13 protein-coding genes and 2 tRNA genes are annotated in these 18,222 nt (G+C 74.0%); 7 read left to right on the forward strand and 8 right to left on the reverse strand.

Going from position 1 to position 18,222, the window contains the following annotated elements; all coding sequences use genetic code 11:
- Positions 1-19: 19 nt before the first annotated feature.
- Together QMF80_RS26280 and QMF80_RS26285 are read right to left on the reverse strand one after the other, a co-directional pair.
- Positions 20-340, reverse strand: a complete 321-nt coding sequence (locus tag QMF80_RS26280) for a hypothetical protein (RefSeq protein ID WP_283457557.1) — start codon at positions 338-340, stop codon at positions 20-22.
- Between the two features lie 493 nt (positions 341-833).
- Entirely contained in the window at positions 834-2,294 is a 1,461-nt protein-coding gene (locus QMF80_RS26285; protein WP_283457559.1) for an MFS transporter, read from the reverse strand.
- A 123-nt stretch (positions 2,295-2,417) separates the two neighbouring features.
- On the opposite strand from QMF80_RS26285, the gene QMF80_RS26290 reads away from it, so the two are divergent.
- Both QMF80_RS26290 and QMF80_RS26295 read left to right on the forward strand, forming a co-directional pair.
- Positions 2,418-2,831: a MarR family winged helix-turn-helix transcriptional regulator gene (locus QMF80_RS26290; protein WP_283457561.1), complete on the forward strand. Its 414-nt coding sequence runs from the start codon at positions 2,418-2,420 to the stop codon at positions 2,829-2,831.
- A gap of 413 nt (positions 2,832-3,244) precedes the next feature.
- Positions 3,245-4,477, forward strand: coding sequence for an AfsR/SARP family transcriptional regulator (locus tag QMF80_RS26295; protein WP_283457563.1), 1,233 nt, complete (start codon positions 3,245-3,247; stop codon positions 4,475-4,477).
- 475 nt (positions 4,478-4,952) lie between these two features.
- Here QMF80_RS26295 and QMF80_RS26300 read toward each other — a convergent pair.
- Positions 4,953-5,025 (reverse strand) — tRNA-Lys (locus QMF80_RS26300).
- A gap of 464 nt (positions 5,026-5,489) precedes the next feature.
- Positions 5,490-6,098, reverse strand: a complete 609-nt coding sequence (locus QMF80_RS26305) for a TetR/AcrR family transcriptional regulator (RefSeq protein ID WP_283457565.1) — start codon at positions 6,096-6,098, stop codon at positions 5,490-5,492.
- A 176-nt stretch (positions 6,099-6,274) separates the two neighbouring features.
- On the opposite strand from QMF80_RS26305, the gene QMF80_RS26310 reads away from it, so the two are divergent.
- The 4 genes from QMF80_RS26310 (at position 6,275) to QMF80_RS26325 (ending at position 9,901) form a co-directional block, all read left to right on the forward strand.
- Positions 6,275-6,766, forward strand: coding sequence for an FBP domain-containing protein (locus QMF80_RS26310; protein ID WP_283457567.1), 492 nt, complete (start codon positions 6,275-6,277; stop codon positions 6,764-6,766).
- A 221-nt stretch (positions 6,767-6,987) separates the two neighbouring features.
- Positions 6,988-7,061: transfer RNA gene (locus QMF80_RS26315), tRNA-Met, on the forward strand.
- A 212-nt stretch (positions 7,062-7,273) separates the two neighbouring features.
- Positions 7,274-8,518: a PP2C family protein-serine/threonine phosphatase gene (locus QMF80_RS26320; RefSeq protein WP_283457569.1), complete on the forward strand. Its 1,245-nt coding sequence runs from the start codon at positions 7,274-7,276 to the stop codon at positions 8,516-8,518.
- 282 nt (positions 8,519-8,800) lie between these two features.
- Positions 8,801-9,901, forward strand: coding sequence for a M23 family metallopeptidase (locus tag QMF80_RS26325; RefSeq protein ID WP_502962918.1), 1,101 nt, complete (start codon positions 8,801-8,803; stop codon positions 9,899-9,901).
- Here QMF80_RS26325 and QMF80_RS26330 read toward each other — a convergent pair.
- The 4 genes from QMF80_RS26330 to QMF80_RS26345 form a co-directional block, all read right to left on the reverse strand.
- Complete coding sequence (locus QMF80_RS26330; RefSeq protein ID WP_283457582.1) at positions 9,810-11,102, reverse strand: PrsW family intramembrane metalloprotease; 1,293 nt, start codon at positions 11,100-11,102, stop codon at positions 9,810-9,812. The two genes, QMF80_RS26325 and QMF80_RS26330, sit on opposite strands and share 92 nt — an antisense overlap.
- Positions 11,103-11,209: 107 nt before the next feature.
- Positions 11,210-12,016, reverse strand: coding sequence for a tRNA (guanosine(46)-N7)-methyltransferase TrmB (gene trmB / locus QMF80_RS26335; protein WP_283457571.1), 807 nt, complete (start codon positions 12,014-12,016; stop codon positions 11,210-11,212).
- Positions 12,017-12,228: 212 nt separating this feature from the next.
- Positions 12,229-13,425: an L-2-hydroxyglutarate dehydrogenase gene (gene lhgD, locus QMF80_RS26340; RefSeq protein ID WP_283457573.1), complete on the reverse strand. Its 1,197-nt coding sequence runs from the start codon at positions 13,423-13,425 to the stop codon at positions 12,229-12,231.
- A gap of 123 nt (positions 13,426-13,548) precedes the next feature.
- Positions 13,549-15,171 (reverse strand): NsdA family TPR-like regulatory protein, encoded by a 1,623-nt coding sequence (locus tag QMF80_RS26345; RefSeq protein ID WP_283457575.1) that lies wholly within the window; start codon positions 15,169-15,171, stop codon positions 13,549-13,551.
- 589 nt (positions 15,172-15,760) lie between these two features.
- Here QMF80_RS26345 and QMF80_RS26350 point away from each other — a divergent pair.
- Complete coding sequence (locus QMF80_RS26350) at positions 15,761-18,037, forward strand: asparagine synthase-related protein (protein ID WP_283457576.1); 2,277 nt, start codon at positions 15,761-15,763, stop codon at positions 18,035-18,037.
- The last annotated feature ends 185 nt before the right edge of the window (positions 18,038-18,222 follow it).

The raw sequence follows: 18,222 nt of genomic DNA on the forward strand, positions 1-18,222 counted from the left end.
GGTTCCTTGTCTGGGGCGTTCAGCGCTGGGGGGCGAAGGTCGTCAGGGCCTGCCCGACGGCGAACGTCTGCATGACCGGGCCGCGGGAGGAGACCCGGCGGCTGGTGACGGTCCGCAGGAAGGTGCGGCGGCCCGCGGTGAGGTCGTCGAGGTCCGCGTGGCTGATGCGGAACACGTGGGTGGGCTCGGCGTCGGTCAGGGCGCCCTGGGGGTCCAGCGTGAGTTCGGCATCGGGCGCGGAGATCACGAAGCGGACGGTGGCACCTGCGGCCTGCCAGGCGGGGGCGGCCTTCGCGGCCGCGGACAGCGTGTTCGAGAGCTCTTCGGGCGAGATGGCCATGCGAATTCCTTCGCGTTCGAGGGTGGGATTACGTCGGGGTACCGGTTGCCGTGCAGGCGAGGAATGGCATTGCGGACCTGTGGCGGATTACCGGCGGAAACAGGGTCCGTGCGGAATGCGAGCCGACCTGGATATGGTCCGGACGACCTGCCGGGGCTTTTCCTTCGCAGCACCGGACAAGCGGTTGATAATGAAGCTACAGATCCCTGAGCCGCCCTGTCCACGAATTCAACTGCCCCTCCACGGGAGGGGAACGCGCGCTCCAGCGGGCGGTAACCGGCTGTCCATCGGGGGGTGGAACGGGCCTGCCGGGCCGGGCGGAACGGGTTGGTCCGGGCCGGGTGGGAGGGCTGGTCCGGGGGCGGTCGCGGGCCGTCGTACGCGGCCCGTCGTGCGCGGCCCGGACAACGCGAAGTGGGCTTGCAGGCGGGGGAGGCTGCAAGCCCACGTTCAGGGGTGGAACTATGTGGTTTCGCGTGACGGACCGGAACGGTCAGGCGTCGGCGCCCTGGGGGGCACGGGTCAGCGACCGCAGCACAAGGGCGATCACGATGGCGATGCCGGAGCACACGGCCAGGGCCAGGAAGCCGTTGCCGACGCCCGTGGTGGTCGCGTCCGCGACCGAACCGCCGCTTTCGAGACGGCTGTCGACCGAGGTCGCGAGGATGGTGCCGATGACGGCGATGCCGAGGGCGGCGCCGGTCTCGTTGAAGGTGTTCAGCAGACCGGAGCCGACGCCGGACTCCTCCAGCTTGACGTGCGAGGTGCCGATGCCGAACAGCGGGACGAAGCAGGCGGGCAGCCCGGCGCCGATGACGGCCAGCGCGACGATGGTCAGCGCGACGCTGTCGGTGCCGGTCGCCAGGACGCCCGTACCGATCAGCTGCAGCGCGGCCCCGGCCGCGTACATGCCGCCCAGGCCCAGGGCATTGGCCAGCGGCGGCGCGACCAGCGCGACGACGAGGGCGGCCAGGCCCATGGGGAGCAGCGAGAGGCCGGTGACGAAGGCGCTCATCTCGTGGACCCGCTGGAAGTACATGCTGGCCAGGAAGGAGCTGCTGATCATCACGCTGGCCACCAGGAGCAGGCCGATGCTGGACAGCCAGTAGGTGGGCTTGCGCAGCAGGTGCAGGGGAAGCAGCGGGTCGGCCTGGCCGGCTTCCATGAAGGTCACCGCGGCGAGCAGGGCAACGGCGGCGCCGATGCTGATCCAGGCGTTCCGGTCGCCGAATCCCTCGTGCAGCCGGATCAGGCCGAAGGACAGGGCGGCGAGTCCGGCGGTGGACACGATCGCCGACGGCAGCCGCAGCTTGCGGCCGCTGCTCGTGTGGAGGGCGTCCATGCTGCGCAGGGCGCCGATGAAGGCGGCGATGCTGACCGGAATGTTGATCAGGAAGGCCCAGCGCCAGCTGATCGCCGTGACGATCAGGCCGCCGAGCACCACGCCGATGGTCGCGCCGATCACGCCGAGGCCGCTCCAGGCGGTCAGCGCGATCTTGCGCTGCTCCTCGTCCTGGTAGACCGCCAGGATGATCGACAGGGCGGCCGCGGAGAGCAGCGCGGCCCCGGCGCCCTGGATGGCGCGGCCCGCGACGAGCAGCTCCTGGTTGCCCGCGATGCCGCAGAGCACGGAGGCGACCGCGAAGACGGAGAGGCCGGTGAGGAAGGTGCGCCTGCGGCCGAAGACGTCGGAGACGCGTCCGCCGAAGAGCAGCAGGCTGCCGAGCATCAGGACGTACGCGCTGATGGTCCACTGCAGGGCGCTCTGATCGGCGGGCAGCTGGGCCCCGATCGAGGGGAGCGCCACGTTCACGACCGTGGAGTCCAGCATGACCATCAGCTGGGCGACGCCGACCACCACCAGGGTGGTCCAAGGGGCCTTGCCGGGGGCTTGTGCGGGCGCTCGGTCCGCGTCCTGTCCGGCGGTCTGGGGTGCCAGCGTCTGCTCGGTCACCACGTCTCCTTCGTCTCTGGTTCGTCTGTGGAAAACGATCTATGCGAATGCATCGATCGGTCGGCACAGTACATGCATGCGTATGCATCGACAAGGGGCGGTGGCGAACCTACGATGAGGGGCGTGACAGAAACAGCTCTGACCGATCGATGGGTGGCCCTGACCCGCGCGTGCGCGCAGATCAATCAGGCCGCTGAGCGCGTGCTGGCCGAGAGCCACGGCCTGTGCGCCAGCGCCTTCGAGATCATGGATGTGATGGTGCGCGCGGATGGCTGGATCCGGGCGGGCGAACTCAGCTCGCGCGCGTCCCGCAGTCAACCGCAGGTCTCACGTCTGCTGGCCCAGATGGTCAACGCCGGTTACGTCGAGCGCAGGCCGTGCTCCAACGACCGGAGAGGCTTCGACGTCCGGCTCACACCGGCCGGCCGCACGCTCTTCTCGCAGTCCGTCACCACCATGGAAACGGTGTTGCGCGACGTGGCCGAAAACAGCGCAGAGGTGCGGGAGGTTATGGGACTTTCTGCTACTCGCCAGTAGAAGTATTTGCTGACGCCATTGATCGGTCTGGTAGCGTCCCAGGTCAATCGCGTTTCTTTGATTTGGCTTCGCATTCGCTATGTGAATCAAAGGTGACTGGCCCGGGGGGGACCACGCGATCGCGATAGCCGACGGGCTCTGCACGCCTGCGTGCCGGGCCCGTCTCGAACACCCCCCCCAAGGAAGCGAAGGCACGGGGCCGCGCCGCACCACGGCCGGCTGTGCCGCCGCCGACGGCAGTTGTATACGGGGGAAACATGCTCAACCAGACGATGTCGCGAACAAGTACCCGCGGACCGGCGGCCCCACGACCACGTGCGGCGGCGCAACCCGGATCGCGGAACGCACAACTGACACGTGCCAGGTCCGGTCCGCCCGGTGCGGCCCGGCCGACACCCCCCGCGGACCCGGAAGTGTCCTTCCGGCTCCTCGGGCCACTGGAGATCGTCACCGCGACCGGACCGCTTCCGCTGCGGGGCATGAACCAGCGCGCCATCCTCGCCTTCCTGCTGCTCCACGCCAACCAGGTGGTCGCCACCAGCGACCTCATGCAGGTCCTCTGGCCCGACGGGGACGCGCCGGCCACAGCCCGCAAGGTGCTGCAGAACACCATCTCGGCGCTGCGCGGCCTGCTGACGCGCGGCGCCATACCCGCCCATGTCGCCTCCCTGGTCAGCCAGGCGCCGGGCTACATGCTGCGGATGGCACCGGAAACCCTGGACTTGGCCCGGTTCCGGATCCTCGCCGACCAGGGCCGCAACGCACTGGCCGCCGGACAGCCCGAGAGCGCTGCCCGCTCCTTGCGCGCCGCGCTGGGCCTGTGGCGGGGCCGGGCCGGACAGGAACTCGCCGAATCCGGCGTCGACTGGCCCCAGCTGGCGTTGGTGGACAGCGCACGGACCGCGGCCCTCGAAGACTATTGCGACGCCGAACTCCGCAACGGGCGGCACCGCGAGGTGATCGGCTGCCTGGAGGCCGCGACGGCCGCCGAGCCCTTCCGGGAACGCTCCTGCCACCTCCTGATGCTCGCCCTCTACCGGGCGGGTCACCAGGCCGAGGCCCTGCGGGCCTACGAGCGGCTCCAGCACCAGCTGAGCGAGGACTTCGGCGTCCATCCCAGCCGCGAAGTGCGCGACCTGCACCAGGCGATCATCAACCAGGATCCCGGCCTGCTCCCCTCCGAGGGCGCCGACAGCCGCGACATCGACTTCAGCTCCCAGTCCGATCCCGAACTGGAGCTGCTGTTCGCGCTGCTGGCTTTGGTGCAGGGCCAGCGCCGCCCGCACGTCGTGACGCTCGCCGGAAGCGCGAGCGGCGGCCAGGGCTGGCTCCTCTCCGAACTCACGAGCAGGCTCCGCCAGGACGGCCAGGTCACCATCTGGCACGTGCGCACCGGCCCGGACGGCGCCGCACTCGGCGACGACCTGCGCGCCGCCCTGCGCCGCGCCACCCCGCACCGTCCGCTGGTGGTGGTCGCCGAGAACCTGCACCACGTCGGGGGCGCGGTCCCGGCCTGCGTCGGCGAGGTGATCCGCGCGGCGGGCCGCACCCCGCTGCTCGTGGTGCTGACCGCCCGCGCCGAACCCGAAAGCCTCTGGCCCGGCTGGAACGCCGCCGTGCCCTGGTCGACCACCGTCCTGGTCTGACACCCGCCGCGCACGCACGCGGACGCGGACATGACGGACCGCCCGGGGCGGCTGCTGCCGTTCCGGGGGTGGTGACCGGCGCTGCCCGCCTGCGGAGCGGCCGGGGGCGGGTCTGCTGCGCGTAGGCGTGCGAGGTCGTTGTGCGCACCGTCGAGCGCGGCGAGCAGCCGCGGGCCGGGCTGCTTGACGTGCGGGTCGCGCTCGGCCTGTGGCGCGAACTCCTCGCGCTCCTGCTCCTGCTCCCGTTCGCGTTCGACGCGCCAGTTCCGGCGGCCGGCCGCCGAAGCGGGACTTCCGCCGATCCGGCTGCACGACCTGAGCCGCGGAACGGCAACCCCCGCGCTCGCGGCCAGGCTCACCTCGGGCTCGCCTCAGGCCGACGGGCGCTGAAAGAACAGCGAAGCGCCCCACCCGAAAACATCAGATGGGGCGCTGAAGCGCAGGTCAGAGGAAGTTTCCCCGCTCCCGCGAGCAGTAGGCCATGTCGGACTCGAACCGACAACCAACGGATTAAAAGTCCGCTGCTCTGCCAATTGAGCTAATGGCCCCTGGTGTGCTCACCCCAGAGCATAGCCGGAGAGGGGCGCCAGGCCGATCGGGTATCGACCGGAGTCGCTTCGGCGGTTTCCCGCCATGGGGGTTCACGGGGCGGGCGCAGGGGCGTTCGCCGGGACGGCAGTGGAGTCGGGGCCGCGGCGGACGGCCCGTACCGGCCCGCAGGTGCTGCCGCCCGACGGCGGCGGGAGACGGCGCGGGCCCCGTGGATCCGAAACGGGCGGCCCGGGCGTCCAGTTGTCCGAGCGCGGGCCGGGCCGCCAGGCCGGATCGTCCGCGAAGCCGGGGGCGTCCCGGTCCGGCCGCCGGCCGACCCGTGAGGTCCCGCCCGGCCGCTCGGCGGCCGTCCGTCACTCCAACGCGGTCTCCAGGGAGCCGAGTTGTGCCGCCGCCGCGGGGCGCGCCGGGTGGGTCGCCCGTACGTACGCCCTGTCGCCCCGGCGGGCCGGTCGCAGGCTCACGGCGCCGTCATACGGTCGGTCCCCGGTCCGGCCGCGGGGGTGCGCGGCCAGTTGGCCAGCAGGGTGTGCAGGGCGCCGGTGATCCGGGACCAGGACTCCGGAACGGCGCGCGGGTGGCCGAAGGCGTCGCTCGCCTCCAGGTCCGCGAAACCGTGGAACGTACTGCGCAGCAGCCGGACCGCGTCGGTGAGATCGGGCTCGGGCAGCGCGTACCCGCGCAGTACGGCCGCCGTGAACTCGACCATCCGCAGGTGCCCGGGCGAGGCGGCGACCACCTCGGGCGGGAGCCGCAGCTGGGTGGCGGTGTAACGGCCGGGGTGGTCGAGGGCGTAGGCGCGGTAGGCGTCGGCGAAGGCGGTCAGCGCTTCCTCGCCCGAGCGCCCGGCCAGCGCGGAGCCGAGGCGGTCGGCGAACTCGGCCGCGCACCGCACGGCCAGCCGGGTCCGCAGGTCGTCGAGGCCGCGGATGTGGGAGTAGAGGCTGGCGTCCTTGACGCCGAAGCCGCGCGCGAGGGCGGACACGGTGAGGTGGCCGAGTCCCTCGGCGTCCGCGAGGGCGGCCGCCGCTTCGACGATGCGGCCGGGTGTGAGGCCTGCTCGGGGCAAGGGTGCGGCTCCTTTGGGGTGTCGTGCCCGCCGGGTCGGCCCGCCGGGTCGGCCCGCCGGGTCGGCCCGCCGGGTCGGCCCGCGGGGTCGGCCGGGTGTGGGCGCCGGTTGGCCGGAAAGTAGCGAGGATCATTATTAGTTTGCCTAGGACCCCTAGGTAAACCTAGCGTGGCCCCATGAAAGCACTGACCGAGAAGGACATCCGGGGCTCGTTCGTGAACTGCTCCAAGGGCGAGGCGGCCCGGCTGCCGCTGCCCCGCGAGCTGGCCACCCGCCCCTGGGGGGACCTCGACTTCCTCGGCTGGCGCGACCTGTCCGCGCCCGATCGCAGCTACCTGGTCACCGAAGGGCCCGGCGGCGGCCTGGTCGGGGTCGCGCTGCGCTTCGCCTCCGCCAAGCGCGGTCTGCTGCACCGCAGCATGTGCGGTCTCTGCCTGACCCTCCATCCCGGCAGCGGGGTCTCGCTGATGACCGCCCGCAAGCGCGGCAAGGAGGGGCGCGAGGGGAACTCGCTCGGCCTCTACATGTGCACCGACCTGGCCTGCTCGCTGTACGTACGGGGCAAGAAGCAGCCGGAGCCCGGCGGCCGGTTCGAGGAGACCCTCACCGTGGACGAGCAGATCGGCCGGATGATGGGCAACCTGACCGGATTCCTGGACCGGCTGTGACGACCGACGGTCGGCTGTGACCACGTCCGGCCGGCTGTGACCGCCGGTCGGACGTCCGGGACGACCCCGGGTCCGACCCGCGATCGGAACCCCGGGTCCGACCCGCGATCGGAACCCCGGGTCCGACCCGCGATCGGAACCCCGGTCCGACCCCCGGTCCGACCCCCGGCCGTTCAGTGGTCGGAGGTCCGCCCCGAATGGCGTAGAGTTGGGTTTACCGACGCGGGGTGGAGCAGCTCGGTAGCTCGCTGGGCTCATAACCCAGAGGTCGTAGGTTCAAATCCTGCCCCCGCTACTCAAGCCCTCAGGGGCAATGACGAAGGCCCGGATCCTCACGGATCCGGGCCTTCGTCGTATGCGGCCGTCCATGCTCGCGCCCGCCGCCGGGAGGCCGCCGCGCTCACTCGGACGGCTCCGGCCGGTTCGCCACGGAAGCGGGAGACCCACACCCTTGAGGAGCGGGGCGGCTGTGGCCCGCACCCGCGCGGGGACCTGGCAGGAGAACACGTGGTGGGGCTGGGCCTGGGGCAACAGGGAGACACCGGCGGCCGGATTCCCGGCGGTCGTGTTCCCGGCGGTGGCGGCGCGCCCAACGGAGGAACCCGGCTGGCCCGGCGCTTCGTCCGCACGCTCCCGGCCATCCTGATCGCGCTCGGACTGGTCTTCGACGTGATCACCCCGCCCAGTTTCACCGGCTCCCCCTTCTTCAGCGCCGCCCCGCTCGTCGCCGCGCCCCTCTTCGCCGTCGGCACCACCGCGCTGACCGGCGCCCTCGCCTCCCTCGCGGTGATCGCGCTGCACATCTACAACGGCACCAGCTGGAAGGTGGAGGCCCTCACCGAGCTGGTCACCGTCCTGACCGTCTCCGGCCTCGCGCTCCTCATCAACCGGGTCGTCCGGCGCAGCGGCGAGCAGCTCGCCTCCGCGCGCGGGATCGCGGAGACGGCGCAGCGCGCGGTCGTGCCCACTCCCGCCGACCGGATCGCGGGCCTGCGCATCGCCGCGCGCTACGAGGCCGCCGAGGCCGACGCGTTCATCGGCGGTGACCTGTACGCCGTCCAGGACACCCCGTACGGAGTACGGGTGGCGGTGGGCGACGTACGCGGCAAGGGTCTGGGCGCGGTGGAGGCGGTGGCGGTGGTGCTCGGGGCCTTCCGGGAGGCGGCCGAGCAGGAGCCAGCCCTGGAGGGGGTGGCCCGGCGGCTGGACCGGGCGCTGGCCCGCGAGGGCGTGCGGCGCGACAGCCTGGACGCGGTCGAGGGGTTCACCACCTGTGTACTGGCCGAGATCCCGCGCGGTACGGGGGCGCTGCGGATCGTGAACCGGGGGCACCCCGAGCCGATGCTGCTGGGCCCCGACGGATCCCTCGTGGTGCTGCACCCGGGCGAGGCGGCGCTGCCGCTCGGCATGGGGGAGCTGGGCAGCTGGCCGGACCGGGCCGAGGAGTGGCCCTTCCCGGAGGGGGCGACCCTGCTGCTGTACACCGACGGGCTGAGCGAGGCCCGGGACGCGGCGGGGGAGTTCTACGATCCGCCGGCCCGGCTGCGCGGGCGGGTCTTCCCGGGGCCGCAGGAGCTGCTGGACGCGCTCGTCACCGATGTGCGCCGCCACACCGGGGGCGGGACGACGGACGACATGGCCCTGCTGGCGCTCGCGCGGCCGGGGGCGGGCCGCCCGGTGCCGGACCGTACCGGTGGTGCCGTGCGACGGCGCGTAACGCCGCGGCGGGCGCCGCGAGGTGACCGTGGGTGAGTGAAAGGGTGCGTTCCGCAAGCTGATTGACGGACCGTCATGAAGAGTCTGTGGCTGGAGACGCATGGCCGGACGGGGTTATTTGACCTGGTTGAGGAGCTTACACCCGAGAAGTCCAGGCCAAAGCCGGTCGCAGGGTGGCCGATTGCTGTGAACGATCAATCGCAACTGCTTGGAATCACTCCCCGGTGTCTATTACCGTTCGATAACGCAGCGCGGTCGCCACTGCCGTCGCAAGAGACGGCTCAGTGCGCGTGCGCGCGATTCGAGGAGTGTGCCCCGGTGCCGTCCCATCTGCCTCCCTCCGACGGCGTCGACGTCCAGGAATTCCCCACCGCCGGTGCCTGGGGGGAGTGGAACCCGACCGAGGACTCCGCCCGCCCGCCACGTGGCAAGCACCGCGTGGCGAACCGCCGCGGCGGACTGGCGCGCAGCTCCACCGTGCTCGGGGTCGGTGTGATCGCGGCCGTCGGCGCGGGCGGTATGGCCACCGCGCAGGGCCGCCCCCAGGTATCCATCAGCATTCCGTCGCTCGGCTCCATCGGCGGCTCGGGCGAGGACCCGGACGAGGACACCGACGAGGACACCGGCGACGCGGCGTCCGGCCCCGCGCGGGACGGCTCCGCGAACGGGATCATCCCGCGCCAGACCCGGGGCGGCGAAGCCGGAGCCCCGGCGGGCGCGGGGCGGGCCGCGGCGGGCTTCGACGCGGGCGAGGTGCTGCGCCACCGCATCCTCCAGCAGGCCGAATCACAGCAGGACGCCGCCGCGACCGCCCTCAAGGCCGAGGCCGAGCGGGCCGCACACGAGGCCGCGGCCGGGGAGGCCCGGCAGCAGCGGGCCGCCGCCGACGAGGCCGCCAGGGCGAAGGCTGAGGAGACGGCCAAGGCCCGGGAGCAGGCGAAGGCCCAGGAGCAGGCGAAGGCCGAGGCCGCCGCGCGGCAGGCGAAGGCTCCGGCGCCCGGAGCGGCCCCCTCGTCGACGGCGGGCGGCTACGTACTGCCCACCTCGGCCTACACCCTCACCTCCCACTACGGGGACTCCGGTTCGATGTGGTCCTCCGGGATGCACACCGGCCTCGACTTCGCCGCCCCGACCGGCACCCCCGTCAAGGCCGTGCACGGCGGAACGGTCGTCTCCGCGGGCTGGTCCGGCGCGTACGGCTACCGGATCGTGCTCCAGCTCCCCGACGGTACGGAGATCTGGTACTGCCACCTCTCCTCGATGTCGGTGACCTCCGGCTCGGTGGACACCGGCGAGACCATCGGCCGGGTCGGCGCCACCGGCAACGTCACCGGCGCCCACCTCCACCTGGAAGTACGTACGGACGGGGCGACGCGGGACCCGCTGACGTGGCTCCAGTCCAAGGGCCTGAACGTCTAGCGGCGGGCACCGGAACCGGCACGGGCACCGCCACCGGCATCGAGACCGGCATCCGGGCGGGCGCGTACAGCCCCTCCATGACGGCCGCCCGGGCCAGCGCCGGACCCGCGGCCGCCCGGCCGTGCCACAGCCGGTCCAGCAACTCCCGCTCCCGCACCGGGAAGTCCACCGTGCGGCGCGGGCCGCCGGTCCGGGCCTCGTCGCGGAGCAGGGCGAGGGCCGCCGCGTCCGACGCGTAGGCGTCGACCGCCCGCGCCGCGGCCCGGCCGCCCGTACGCCTGGCCAGCGCGCGGGCCAGCGACCTGGCCGGCACCGAGGCGAGGGCGGGCACTTCGGCCCGGCCGAGCCAGCCCGCGCCCGCGTACACCCGCAGTTCGCGCGCGACCGTACGCAGTTGGGACCGCCGGATCCGGACCGCCAGCCACACCAGCGCGGCGAACGCCGGGACCATCGCGCAGCCGTAGACCACGTAGAAGCCGTACTCGCCCAGCTCGGACGAGCTGTTCCACAGGGCGTGCGCGCCCATCGCGAGGGCCAGGCCCAGCAGCGGCAGCCCGATCCGGACCGGACGGCGGCTGCTGCGCGCGGCCGCGCCGAGGCCGAGGCCGGTGAGCGCGGTGAACAGCGGGTGCGCGAACGGCGACAGCATGATCCGTACGAAGAAGGTGGCCGCGGTCATCGAGTCGAGCACGCTGGCGCCGGAGGTCAGGTCCTCACCGAAGGCGTTGCCGAGGTAGAGGATGTTCTCGGTGAAGGCGAAACCGGTGGCGGTGAATCCGGCGATGACCAGACCGTCCGCGGGGCCGGTGAAGTGCCGTCTGCGGAACGCGAACACCAGCAGCAGGCAAGCGGCTTTCGCGCTCTCCTCGACGACGGGGGCGATCGCCACCGAGCCGAGCTGGTCCACCGAGGCGGGGTCGGTGGCGGCCGACGCCATCCATTCGGTCGCGAAGTTGTTGGCCACTATGGCGATCAGGGCCGCCGTCCCCGCCCCCCACCCGGCGCAGAACAGCAGCCGGGACCAGGGCAGCGGCGCGGCCCGGCCCAGCCACCGGAAGGCCGCCATGAGCGGGGTGACCGGCAGCAGGGCCAGCCCGAGACCGACGAAGAACCCGGCGGTGCCGGTCTGGTCCCGCACGAGCGCCAGGATCGCCACCCCCGAAGCGGCCAGGGAAGCGAACAGGGCGACGCGCACGCACATGCGGACCGGGCCCGACGGACGTGCGAGCACACCGGGGAGCGCTCGGAACACCCCATCACCCTAGCGAGCGGGTCCGACACTCGCGGTGACGTTCTGCCTTCTGCCCGTTACGGGAGGCGGCGGAACAGGAGGTCGTGTACGACGTGCCCCTTGTCCAGACCCTGGCCCTCGAACCGGGTGAGCGGCCGGAAGTCGGGCCGCGGGGCGTAACCGCCGTCCGCCCGGGTGTTCTCGAACCGCGGGTGCGCGCCGAGGACTTCGAGCATCTGTCCGGCGTACGGTTCCCAGTCGGTCGCGCAGTGCAGCACGGCCCCCGGGGCCAGCCGGGTCGCGGCCAGGTCGAGGAACTCGGGCTGGATCAGGCGCCGCTTGTGGTGGCGGGCCTTGGGCCACGGGTCCGGGAAGTACACGCGCAGCCCGGCGAGGGAGTCGGGCGCCAGCATCTCGCGCAGCAGGATGATCGCGTCGCCGTTGGCGACCCGGACGTTCTCCAGGCCGTTGCGCTCGGCGAGCGCGAGCAGGTTGCCCTGGCCGGGAGTGTGCACGTCGGCCGCGAGGATCCCGGTGTCCGGGTCGGCGGCGGCCATCTGCGCGGTGGCCTCGCCCATGCCGAAGCCGATCTCCAGGACGACGGGGCGGCCGTCGAAGAGCGCGTCGAGGTCGATGACCTCGTGCCCGTCGATGTCCAGGCCCCAGGTCGCCCACTTGCGGCGCAGGGCCTCGCCCTGGCCGGTGGTCACCCGGCTGCGGCGGGGCTGGAAGCTGCGGATCCGGCGCTCGTGGTGCGAGCCCGCCGGGTCGGGCGCGGGCCCGTCGGGAAACCGGGGCTCCGTGCGCCAGCGCGGCGGAGCATAGGAGGCCGCCTCTGCGGGGGCGGCGGGGGAACCGGGCTGCGGATTCAGTGACTCAGACACAATGCCCCGATTCTACGACCCGCCCCGAACCCCCGCCGCTCCCCGGCCCGGGGCCATGTCAGCCCCATCGGCGTTTGAGGCGCCGCCGGAGACGGGCGGTGGCGGCCGGAGCCTTTCGCCGGGCGCGAGATACGACCCCGGGCGCGAGATACGACCCCGGGTGCTGGGCGTCAGCCCCGGGGGGCGGGAGCGCGGTCCGCACGGGGAACCGGTCAGGCGGCGTGGGCGGGCAGAGCCCGCAAGGCGCGCCGGGCCACCTCACGCCCGATCGGCAGCGCAGCGGTCGCGGCAGGCGACGGCGCGTTCAGCACGTGCACCGTCCCCGCCCCCTCCCGGATGAGGAAGTCGTCCAGGAGCGTCCCGTCCCGCAGGACGGCCTGCGCCCGCACCCCGGCCCCCGCCGGAACCAGGTCCGCCGCCGACACCTCCGGCACCAGCCTCCGCACCGCCTCCGTGAAGGCCGCCTTCGACAGCGAGCGCCGGATCTCCCCCGCCCCGTACCGCCAGTGCCGCCGCGCCATCCGCCAGGTACCCGGCCAGGCCAGCTCGGACGCCACGTCGCCCACCCGCACCGTCCCCCACCCGTACCCCTCGCGCGCCAGCGCGGGCACCGCGTTCGGCCCGACGTGCACCCCGCCCCCGATCCCCCGGGCCAGGTGCACCCCGAGGAAGGGGAACGCCGGGTCCGGGACCGGATAGACCAGCCCGCGCACCAGCGACGGCCGCGCCAGCTCGAAGTACTCCCCCCGGAACGGCATGATCCGCATCCCCGGTTCGTCCCCGGCCAGCCGCGCCACCCGGTCGCTCTGCAGCCCCGCGCAGTTCACCAGCACCCGCGCCCGCAGTACCTCGCCCGCCGCGGTCCGCACCGCGACCCGGCCGGGCCGCCGCCCGATCCGCTCCACCCGCGCCCCGTAGCGGATCTCCGCGCCCGAGGACTCCGCGAGCTGCGCCGCGACCCGCCCGTAGTCCACGATCCCGGTGGTCCCGACGTGGATCGCGGCCAGGGCGCGCACCTGCGGCTCGTACTCCGTGATCTGTGCCGGGCCCAGCTCCCGCACCGGAATCCCGTGCTCGCGGCCCCGCTGGACCAGCGCGTGCAGCCGCGGCAGCTCCGCCCGCCGGGTGGCGACGATCAGCTTGCCGGTCACCTCGTGCGGGAGGCCGTGCTCCGCGCAGAACTTGAGCATCTCGGCCGCGCCCCGCACCGCGAAGCGCGCCTTGAGCGATCCCGGCCGGTAGTAGATCCCGCTGTGCACGACCCCGCTGTTGTGGCCGCTCTGGTGCCGGGCCGGACCGGCCTCCTTCTCCAGGACCACCACACGCGTACCGGGAGCGAGGCGCGACAGGGCATGGGCGGTCGACAGGCCGAGGATTCCCCCGCCGATCACCAGCACATCGCAGTCCACGCTGCCACCTCCACCCCTGCATACTGCACCCCGCCACTGACAGCGCGGCCGAGCGGCCCCGGGCGGCCCGGGTGCGCGGGGGCGCGGGGGCAGGGCCCCGGGGAGCCGCCCCCGCGCACCCGGTTATGCGGGAGCGACCAGCAGCGGCCGGGCCCGCTCGCGCAGTTCCGCGACGCGCGGCTCGTCCCCGTACGGTTCCAGTCGGTGCAGCAGGTCGCGTACGTACTCCGTGGTCCGCGCCGAGGAGATCCGGCCCGCGACCTCCACCGCCCGGGTCCCGGCGGCGCAGGCCGCGTCGAGGTTGCCGGATTCCAGTTCGGCGACCGCGCTCACCACCAGGCGCAGCCCGTGCGAGCGCACGTACTCCTCGGTGGGCCGCGACAGCGCCTGCTCGGTGAAGCGGCGTACCTGCCGGGGCAGTTTCAGGTCGCGGTAACATTCCGCCGCATCCGCCGCGAAACGGTCGTACGAGTAGAAACCCAGCCAGGTCGGATCCGGATCCCCGTCCCGCGCCCGTTCCAGCCAGCCCTCCGCCGCCCGCAGCGCCGCCCCCGCTGCGGCCGAATCGCCCGCCTTCGCGTGCGCCCTGGCCTCCACCAGCCGGAAGAAGCTCATGGTGCGGGCCGTGGCCAGCCCCCGGTTCCGCTCGACGGCGGCCTGCGCGAGGTCCACGCCCTCGTCCGCGAAGTCCCGGTAGGTGGCCTGCAGCGACATCGAGGCCAGGACGTACCCGCCGAGCGGGACGTCGGCGGCCGCGCGGGCCAGGCGCAGCGCCTGGATGTAGTAGCGCTGGGCGGCCTCCTGCTGACCGGTGTCGAAGGCCATCCACCCGGCCAGCCGGGTCAGTTCGGCGGTCGCCCCGAAGAGCGCGCGCCCCACCTCGTCGGTGTACGAGCCGAGCAGCAGCGGCGCCGCGTCCACCCGCAGGCACTCCGGCACCATCGAGGAACGCCAGTCCCCGCCCCCGTACTTGGAGTCCCAGCGGCGCGCGTCCTCGGCCGCCTCGCGCAGCTTGGTCACATCGCTGTGGCCGACGCGCTGCGGGGACGGGTCCGGGGACGGCGAGGACGCCGACGGGCCGGACGCACGGTGCGTTTCGGGCCCGGGCTGCGCGGGCACAACGCTGGTCGGCGGCGCGGGAGGTGCCCCGGTGCCCGGCGAAGGGGGGTCCGACGAGACCGAACCCGACGGAGCGGAATCCGACGAGGAAGAGCCCGACGAGGAAGAGCCCGACGGAGCGGACCCCCGCGACGGAGCGCCCGCGGCGGCGGCCTCCCGCGCGACCGAGCCGTCCGCCGGAGATATCAGCCAGCGCGAGGCGGGCGTCGCGTACGCCGCCACGGAGAAGGAACCGGCCAGGGACTGCCAGATTCCGCCGCCCCCGCGCCGCCCCGCCAGGTCGAGCCGGTACAGATCGGTGGCCGAACGCACCGCCGCCCCCACGTCGCGCGGGAAGGCGAGACCCACCTCGGGCGCGGGGTCCGCGTCCGCCAGCCCGATCTCGTGCAGCGGCACCGGCCGCCCCAGCTTCGCGCCGATGGCCGCCGCGATGAGATGCGGGGCCCCGCCCTGCGGCACCATCCCCTTGGACACCCACCGGGCGACCGAGGTCTTGTCGTACCGAAGCGTCAGGCCGCGCTGCGCCCCGAGATCGTTGACGCGCCGGGCCAGCCCCGCGTTGCTGATGCCCGCGAGGGCGAGGACGGCGCCGAGCTTCTCGTTCGGCTCACGGAGCTCCCTGGACATGCGCCACCCCTCGTCGCACGCGGAACGCAGACGGTTGTCGGGGCATAGGCGCCCGGCAACGTAAACCCAGCGTAGTTCGCCGCATCCCAAGCGTTAAGGGCCTGCCTTCCGGATGGCGGGATTGTTGTCCGTACGCACAGTCGTGGCCGGGGCTGCCCCCGGGGCGCACGTGTCAGTGCGTGCTCCGCCCGTGTGGCCGTGCGCCCGGCCGTGCGCTCTGCCCCGCCCCGGGGCCCGGCGATTCGATGTGCGGTGCGTGGGTCGGCCCGGAGCGCGGATCGGACGGGCCGGGAGGCACCGTCGCCCCCATCCCCGCGGGCGGCGGTACGGTCCGGGGGGCGGACGCCGCCTCCCGGACCGCGCCCGCGCCAGGGCACTCAGTACGGCCGAAGAATGGCCGAAACCGACCTATGGGGCGGTGGGCACGGAACGCCAAATACCGCATGTGCGGGGCGTGTTCCTTTGCATGTGCGCCCCCCTTAACCACTCTCGCACGCCTGTCTCGTGGCAGCATGGACCCGAGCCATCCGGGGTCCCGCCGTCCGGCCGTCCGGCCCCGGTCACGTGCCCACAGGCTGGGGAGACGGCTATGCGGTGGTTGGTGGGCTGGAGCAGTATCGCCGCAAGCTTCGGCACGGCCGGACGCGTCGGCACGCCCGCTGACGGCCTCCGCGGCGGCCTCGCGGACGCCCCACGCGCCTCCTACGCCTCACAGGCCTCCCACGGCTCACCCGGATCCGGGTACGTGGCCCCCGGCGCCCCCGGCACCCGCCCCGACCAGGGCGATTACGGAACGTACGGCGCCTACGGCGAACCCGACGAGTACTCCGAACGCACCCTCCACCCCGTCGGCGCCCAACTCCTGTGGGGCGACCCCGACCCCCTGTGGGCCGTCGGCGACTGGCGCCCCGACGAGATCCGCACCGTCACCGCCGACCCCACCGACCCCTTCACGCGGCTCGCCGTCCTCGGCTGCTGCGGCGCCAGCGACGCCGAACTGCGCCGCGCCCTCTACGCCGCCCGCGGCGGAGCCCTGCGCCACCTCACCCAGTGGCCCGGCAGCTACACCGCCGTCGTCCAGGCGGGCCGCCGGATCACCGTCGTCGGCGACCTCGCGGGCGCCCGGCCCGTCTTCTACACCCCCTGGGCGGCCGGAACGGCGTACGCCACCGCCGCCCTCCCCCTCGCCGACCTGATCGAGGCCCAGCTCGACATCGGCCACCTCGCGGCCCTGCTGGCCTGCCCCGACAGCCCCGAGGCGCTGGGCGACGGCACACCGTACGCGGGCGTCCGCCGGATCCCGCCCGGGCACGCGATCATCCTGCGCGAGGGCTCCCGCGAGATCACCGGGTACGAACCCGTCGCCTCCCTCGCCGTCGCCGCCCCCGAGATGGAACCCGAACGGGCGACCGAGGGCGTGCGCGAAGCACTCGTCGACGCGGTGCGCGCCCGGCTCACGGCGCCCCGCCATGCCCCCGACACCCCGCCCCACGACCCGGGACCAGTCCCGGGCATGGGCCCCGCCGACCGCCGCGCCGCTCGCGGCGCCCCCGCTCCCGGCGTCGGCGCCGACCTCTCCGGCGGCAGCGCCTCCGCCACCCTCGCCCTCCTCGCGGCCGGAATGCCCGGCGCGCCCGGGACCGTACTCGGCCACGGCTCCGGCGCCGGGGAACGCCTGCTCGCCGTCACCTTCAACGACCTCGCCACCCCCCGGGGCCGCGAGGCCGAACTCGAACGCGCCCACGCCATCGCCGCCGACCCCCGACTCCACCACGTCGTCGTGGCCGCCGCCGAGGAAGCCCTCCCGTACGCCGAACTCGACGGCCCCCTCACCGACGAGCCCGGCCCCTCCCTCGTCTTCGCCGCCCGCGACCGGCGCCGCCTCGCCGCGGGCAGCGCCGACCACTTCGTCGGCCACGGCGCCCGCCAGGTCCTCGACGCGCACCCCGCCCGGATGGCCGACCTCCTCATGGACCGACGCAGACGCCACCTGCTGCGCCCGGTCGCGGCCCTGACCCGCTCGGCGGGCGCCGAAGGCCAGTTCCAGGGCCAGTCCCTCCTCATCCCCCTCACGGTGTACGCCGCCGCCCGCCGCCTCGCCCGTACCCCGTACCGCGCGGGCATGGAAGCCGCCGCGGCCGTCCTGCGCGACGGCCTGCTCCCGGCCGGCGCCGCCACCCCCCTCGACGCCTCCCTCGCCGCGCTCACCTGGTGCCGCCCCGGCCCCGCCGCGAACTGGCTCACCGGCGAAGCCCTCGCCGAAGTCTCCGTCCGGCTCGCCACCGCCGCGGGCCGCCCACCGCTCTCGCTGCGCCCCGGCGAGGCCCGGGCCCGCTCGGTGCTGGCCCGCCACGCGGCCGACCACCGGGTCTTCGAACAGGCCGTGGAGGTCCGCAGCCAGCGCCTGCACGCCCCCTTCCTCGACAACCAGGTCGTCCGCGCCGCCCGCGCCCTGCCCGAATCCCTGCGCGTCCAGCCCGGCGCCCGCGCCGCGATCCTGCGCACGGTCCTCGCGGGTACGGGCGTCCGCGAGCTCCCGCCCGGCTGGGGCGCCCCCGCCCACTCGGCCAACGAGACGGCGGTCCGCCTCGGCCTGCGCGCCGCCCTCGACCCGCTGCTCGCCCTCTTCACCGCCCCGCTCCTCGCGGACGCGGGCCTGATCGAGGCGCGGGTCGTCCAGCAGGCCCTGATCGCCGCCGCCGACGGCCACCCGGTCCCCCTGGACGGCCTCGCGGAGATCGTCTCCGTCGAACTCTGGCTCCGCCGCCTCCTCTCCCGCCGCGGCACCTGCTGGACGGGCACGTCCTCCCCCCGCCGCCGAGCAGTCCCCACAGGCGTCCCTCTCCGCCGCCCAGCCCTGTCCTGACCAGCAACCCCACCCCGGCCGCATCCACCCCACCCCGGCCGTACTTCAGCCGTCCGGCGTTTGAGGACCGGGTCCGGGCGGAGCCCGGTTTCGGGAGGGGGCGGGTAGGGGACCAGCCCCGCGCAGCGGCCCACCCAGCCACCCCCACACAGCCACCCCGGACCGCAACCCCAAGCCAAAATGAC

Source organism: Streptomyces sp. G-G2, assembly GCF_030063135.1.
GTDB lineage: Bacteria > Actinomycetota > Actinomycetes > Streptomycetales > Streptomycetaceae > Streptomyces.

Coding starts and splice junctions, on each gene's coding strand:
- QMF80_RS26330 (WP_283457582.1), bottom strand. CDS start 11,102: ATGTGCGTGCGCGTCGCCCTGTTCGCTTCCCTGGCCGCTTCGGGGGTG.
- QMF80_RS26280 (WP_283457557.1), bottom strand. CDS start 340: ATGGCCATCTCGCCCGAAGAGCTCTCGAACACGCTGTCCGCGGCCGCG.
- QMF80_RS26350 (WP_283457576.1), top strand. CDS start 15,761: ATGCGGTGGTTGGTGGGCTGGAGCAGTATCGCCGCAAGCTTCGGCACG.
- QMF80_RS26310 (WP_283457567.1), top strand. CDS start 6,275: ATGAAAGCACTGACCGAGAAGGACATCCGGGGCTCGTTCGTGAACTGC.
- QMF80_RS26345 (WP_283457575.1), bottom strand. CDS start 15,171: ATGTCCAGGGAGCTCCGTGAGCCGAACGAGAAGCTCGGCGCCGTCCTC.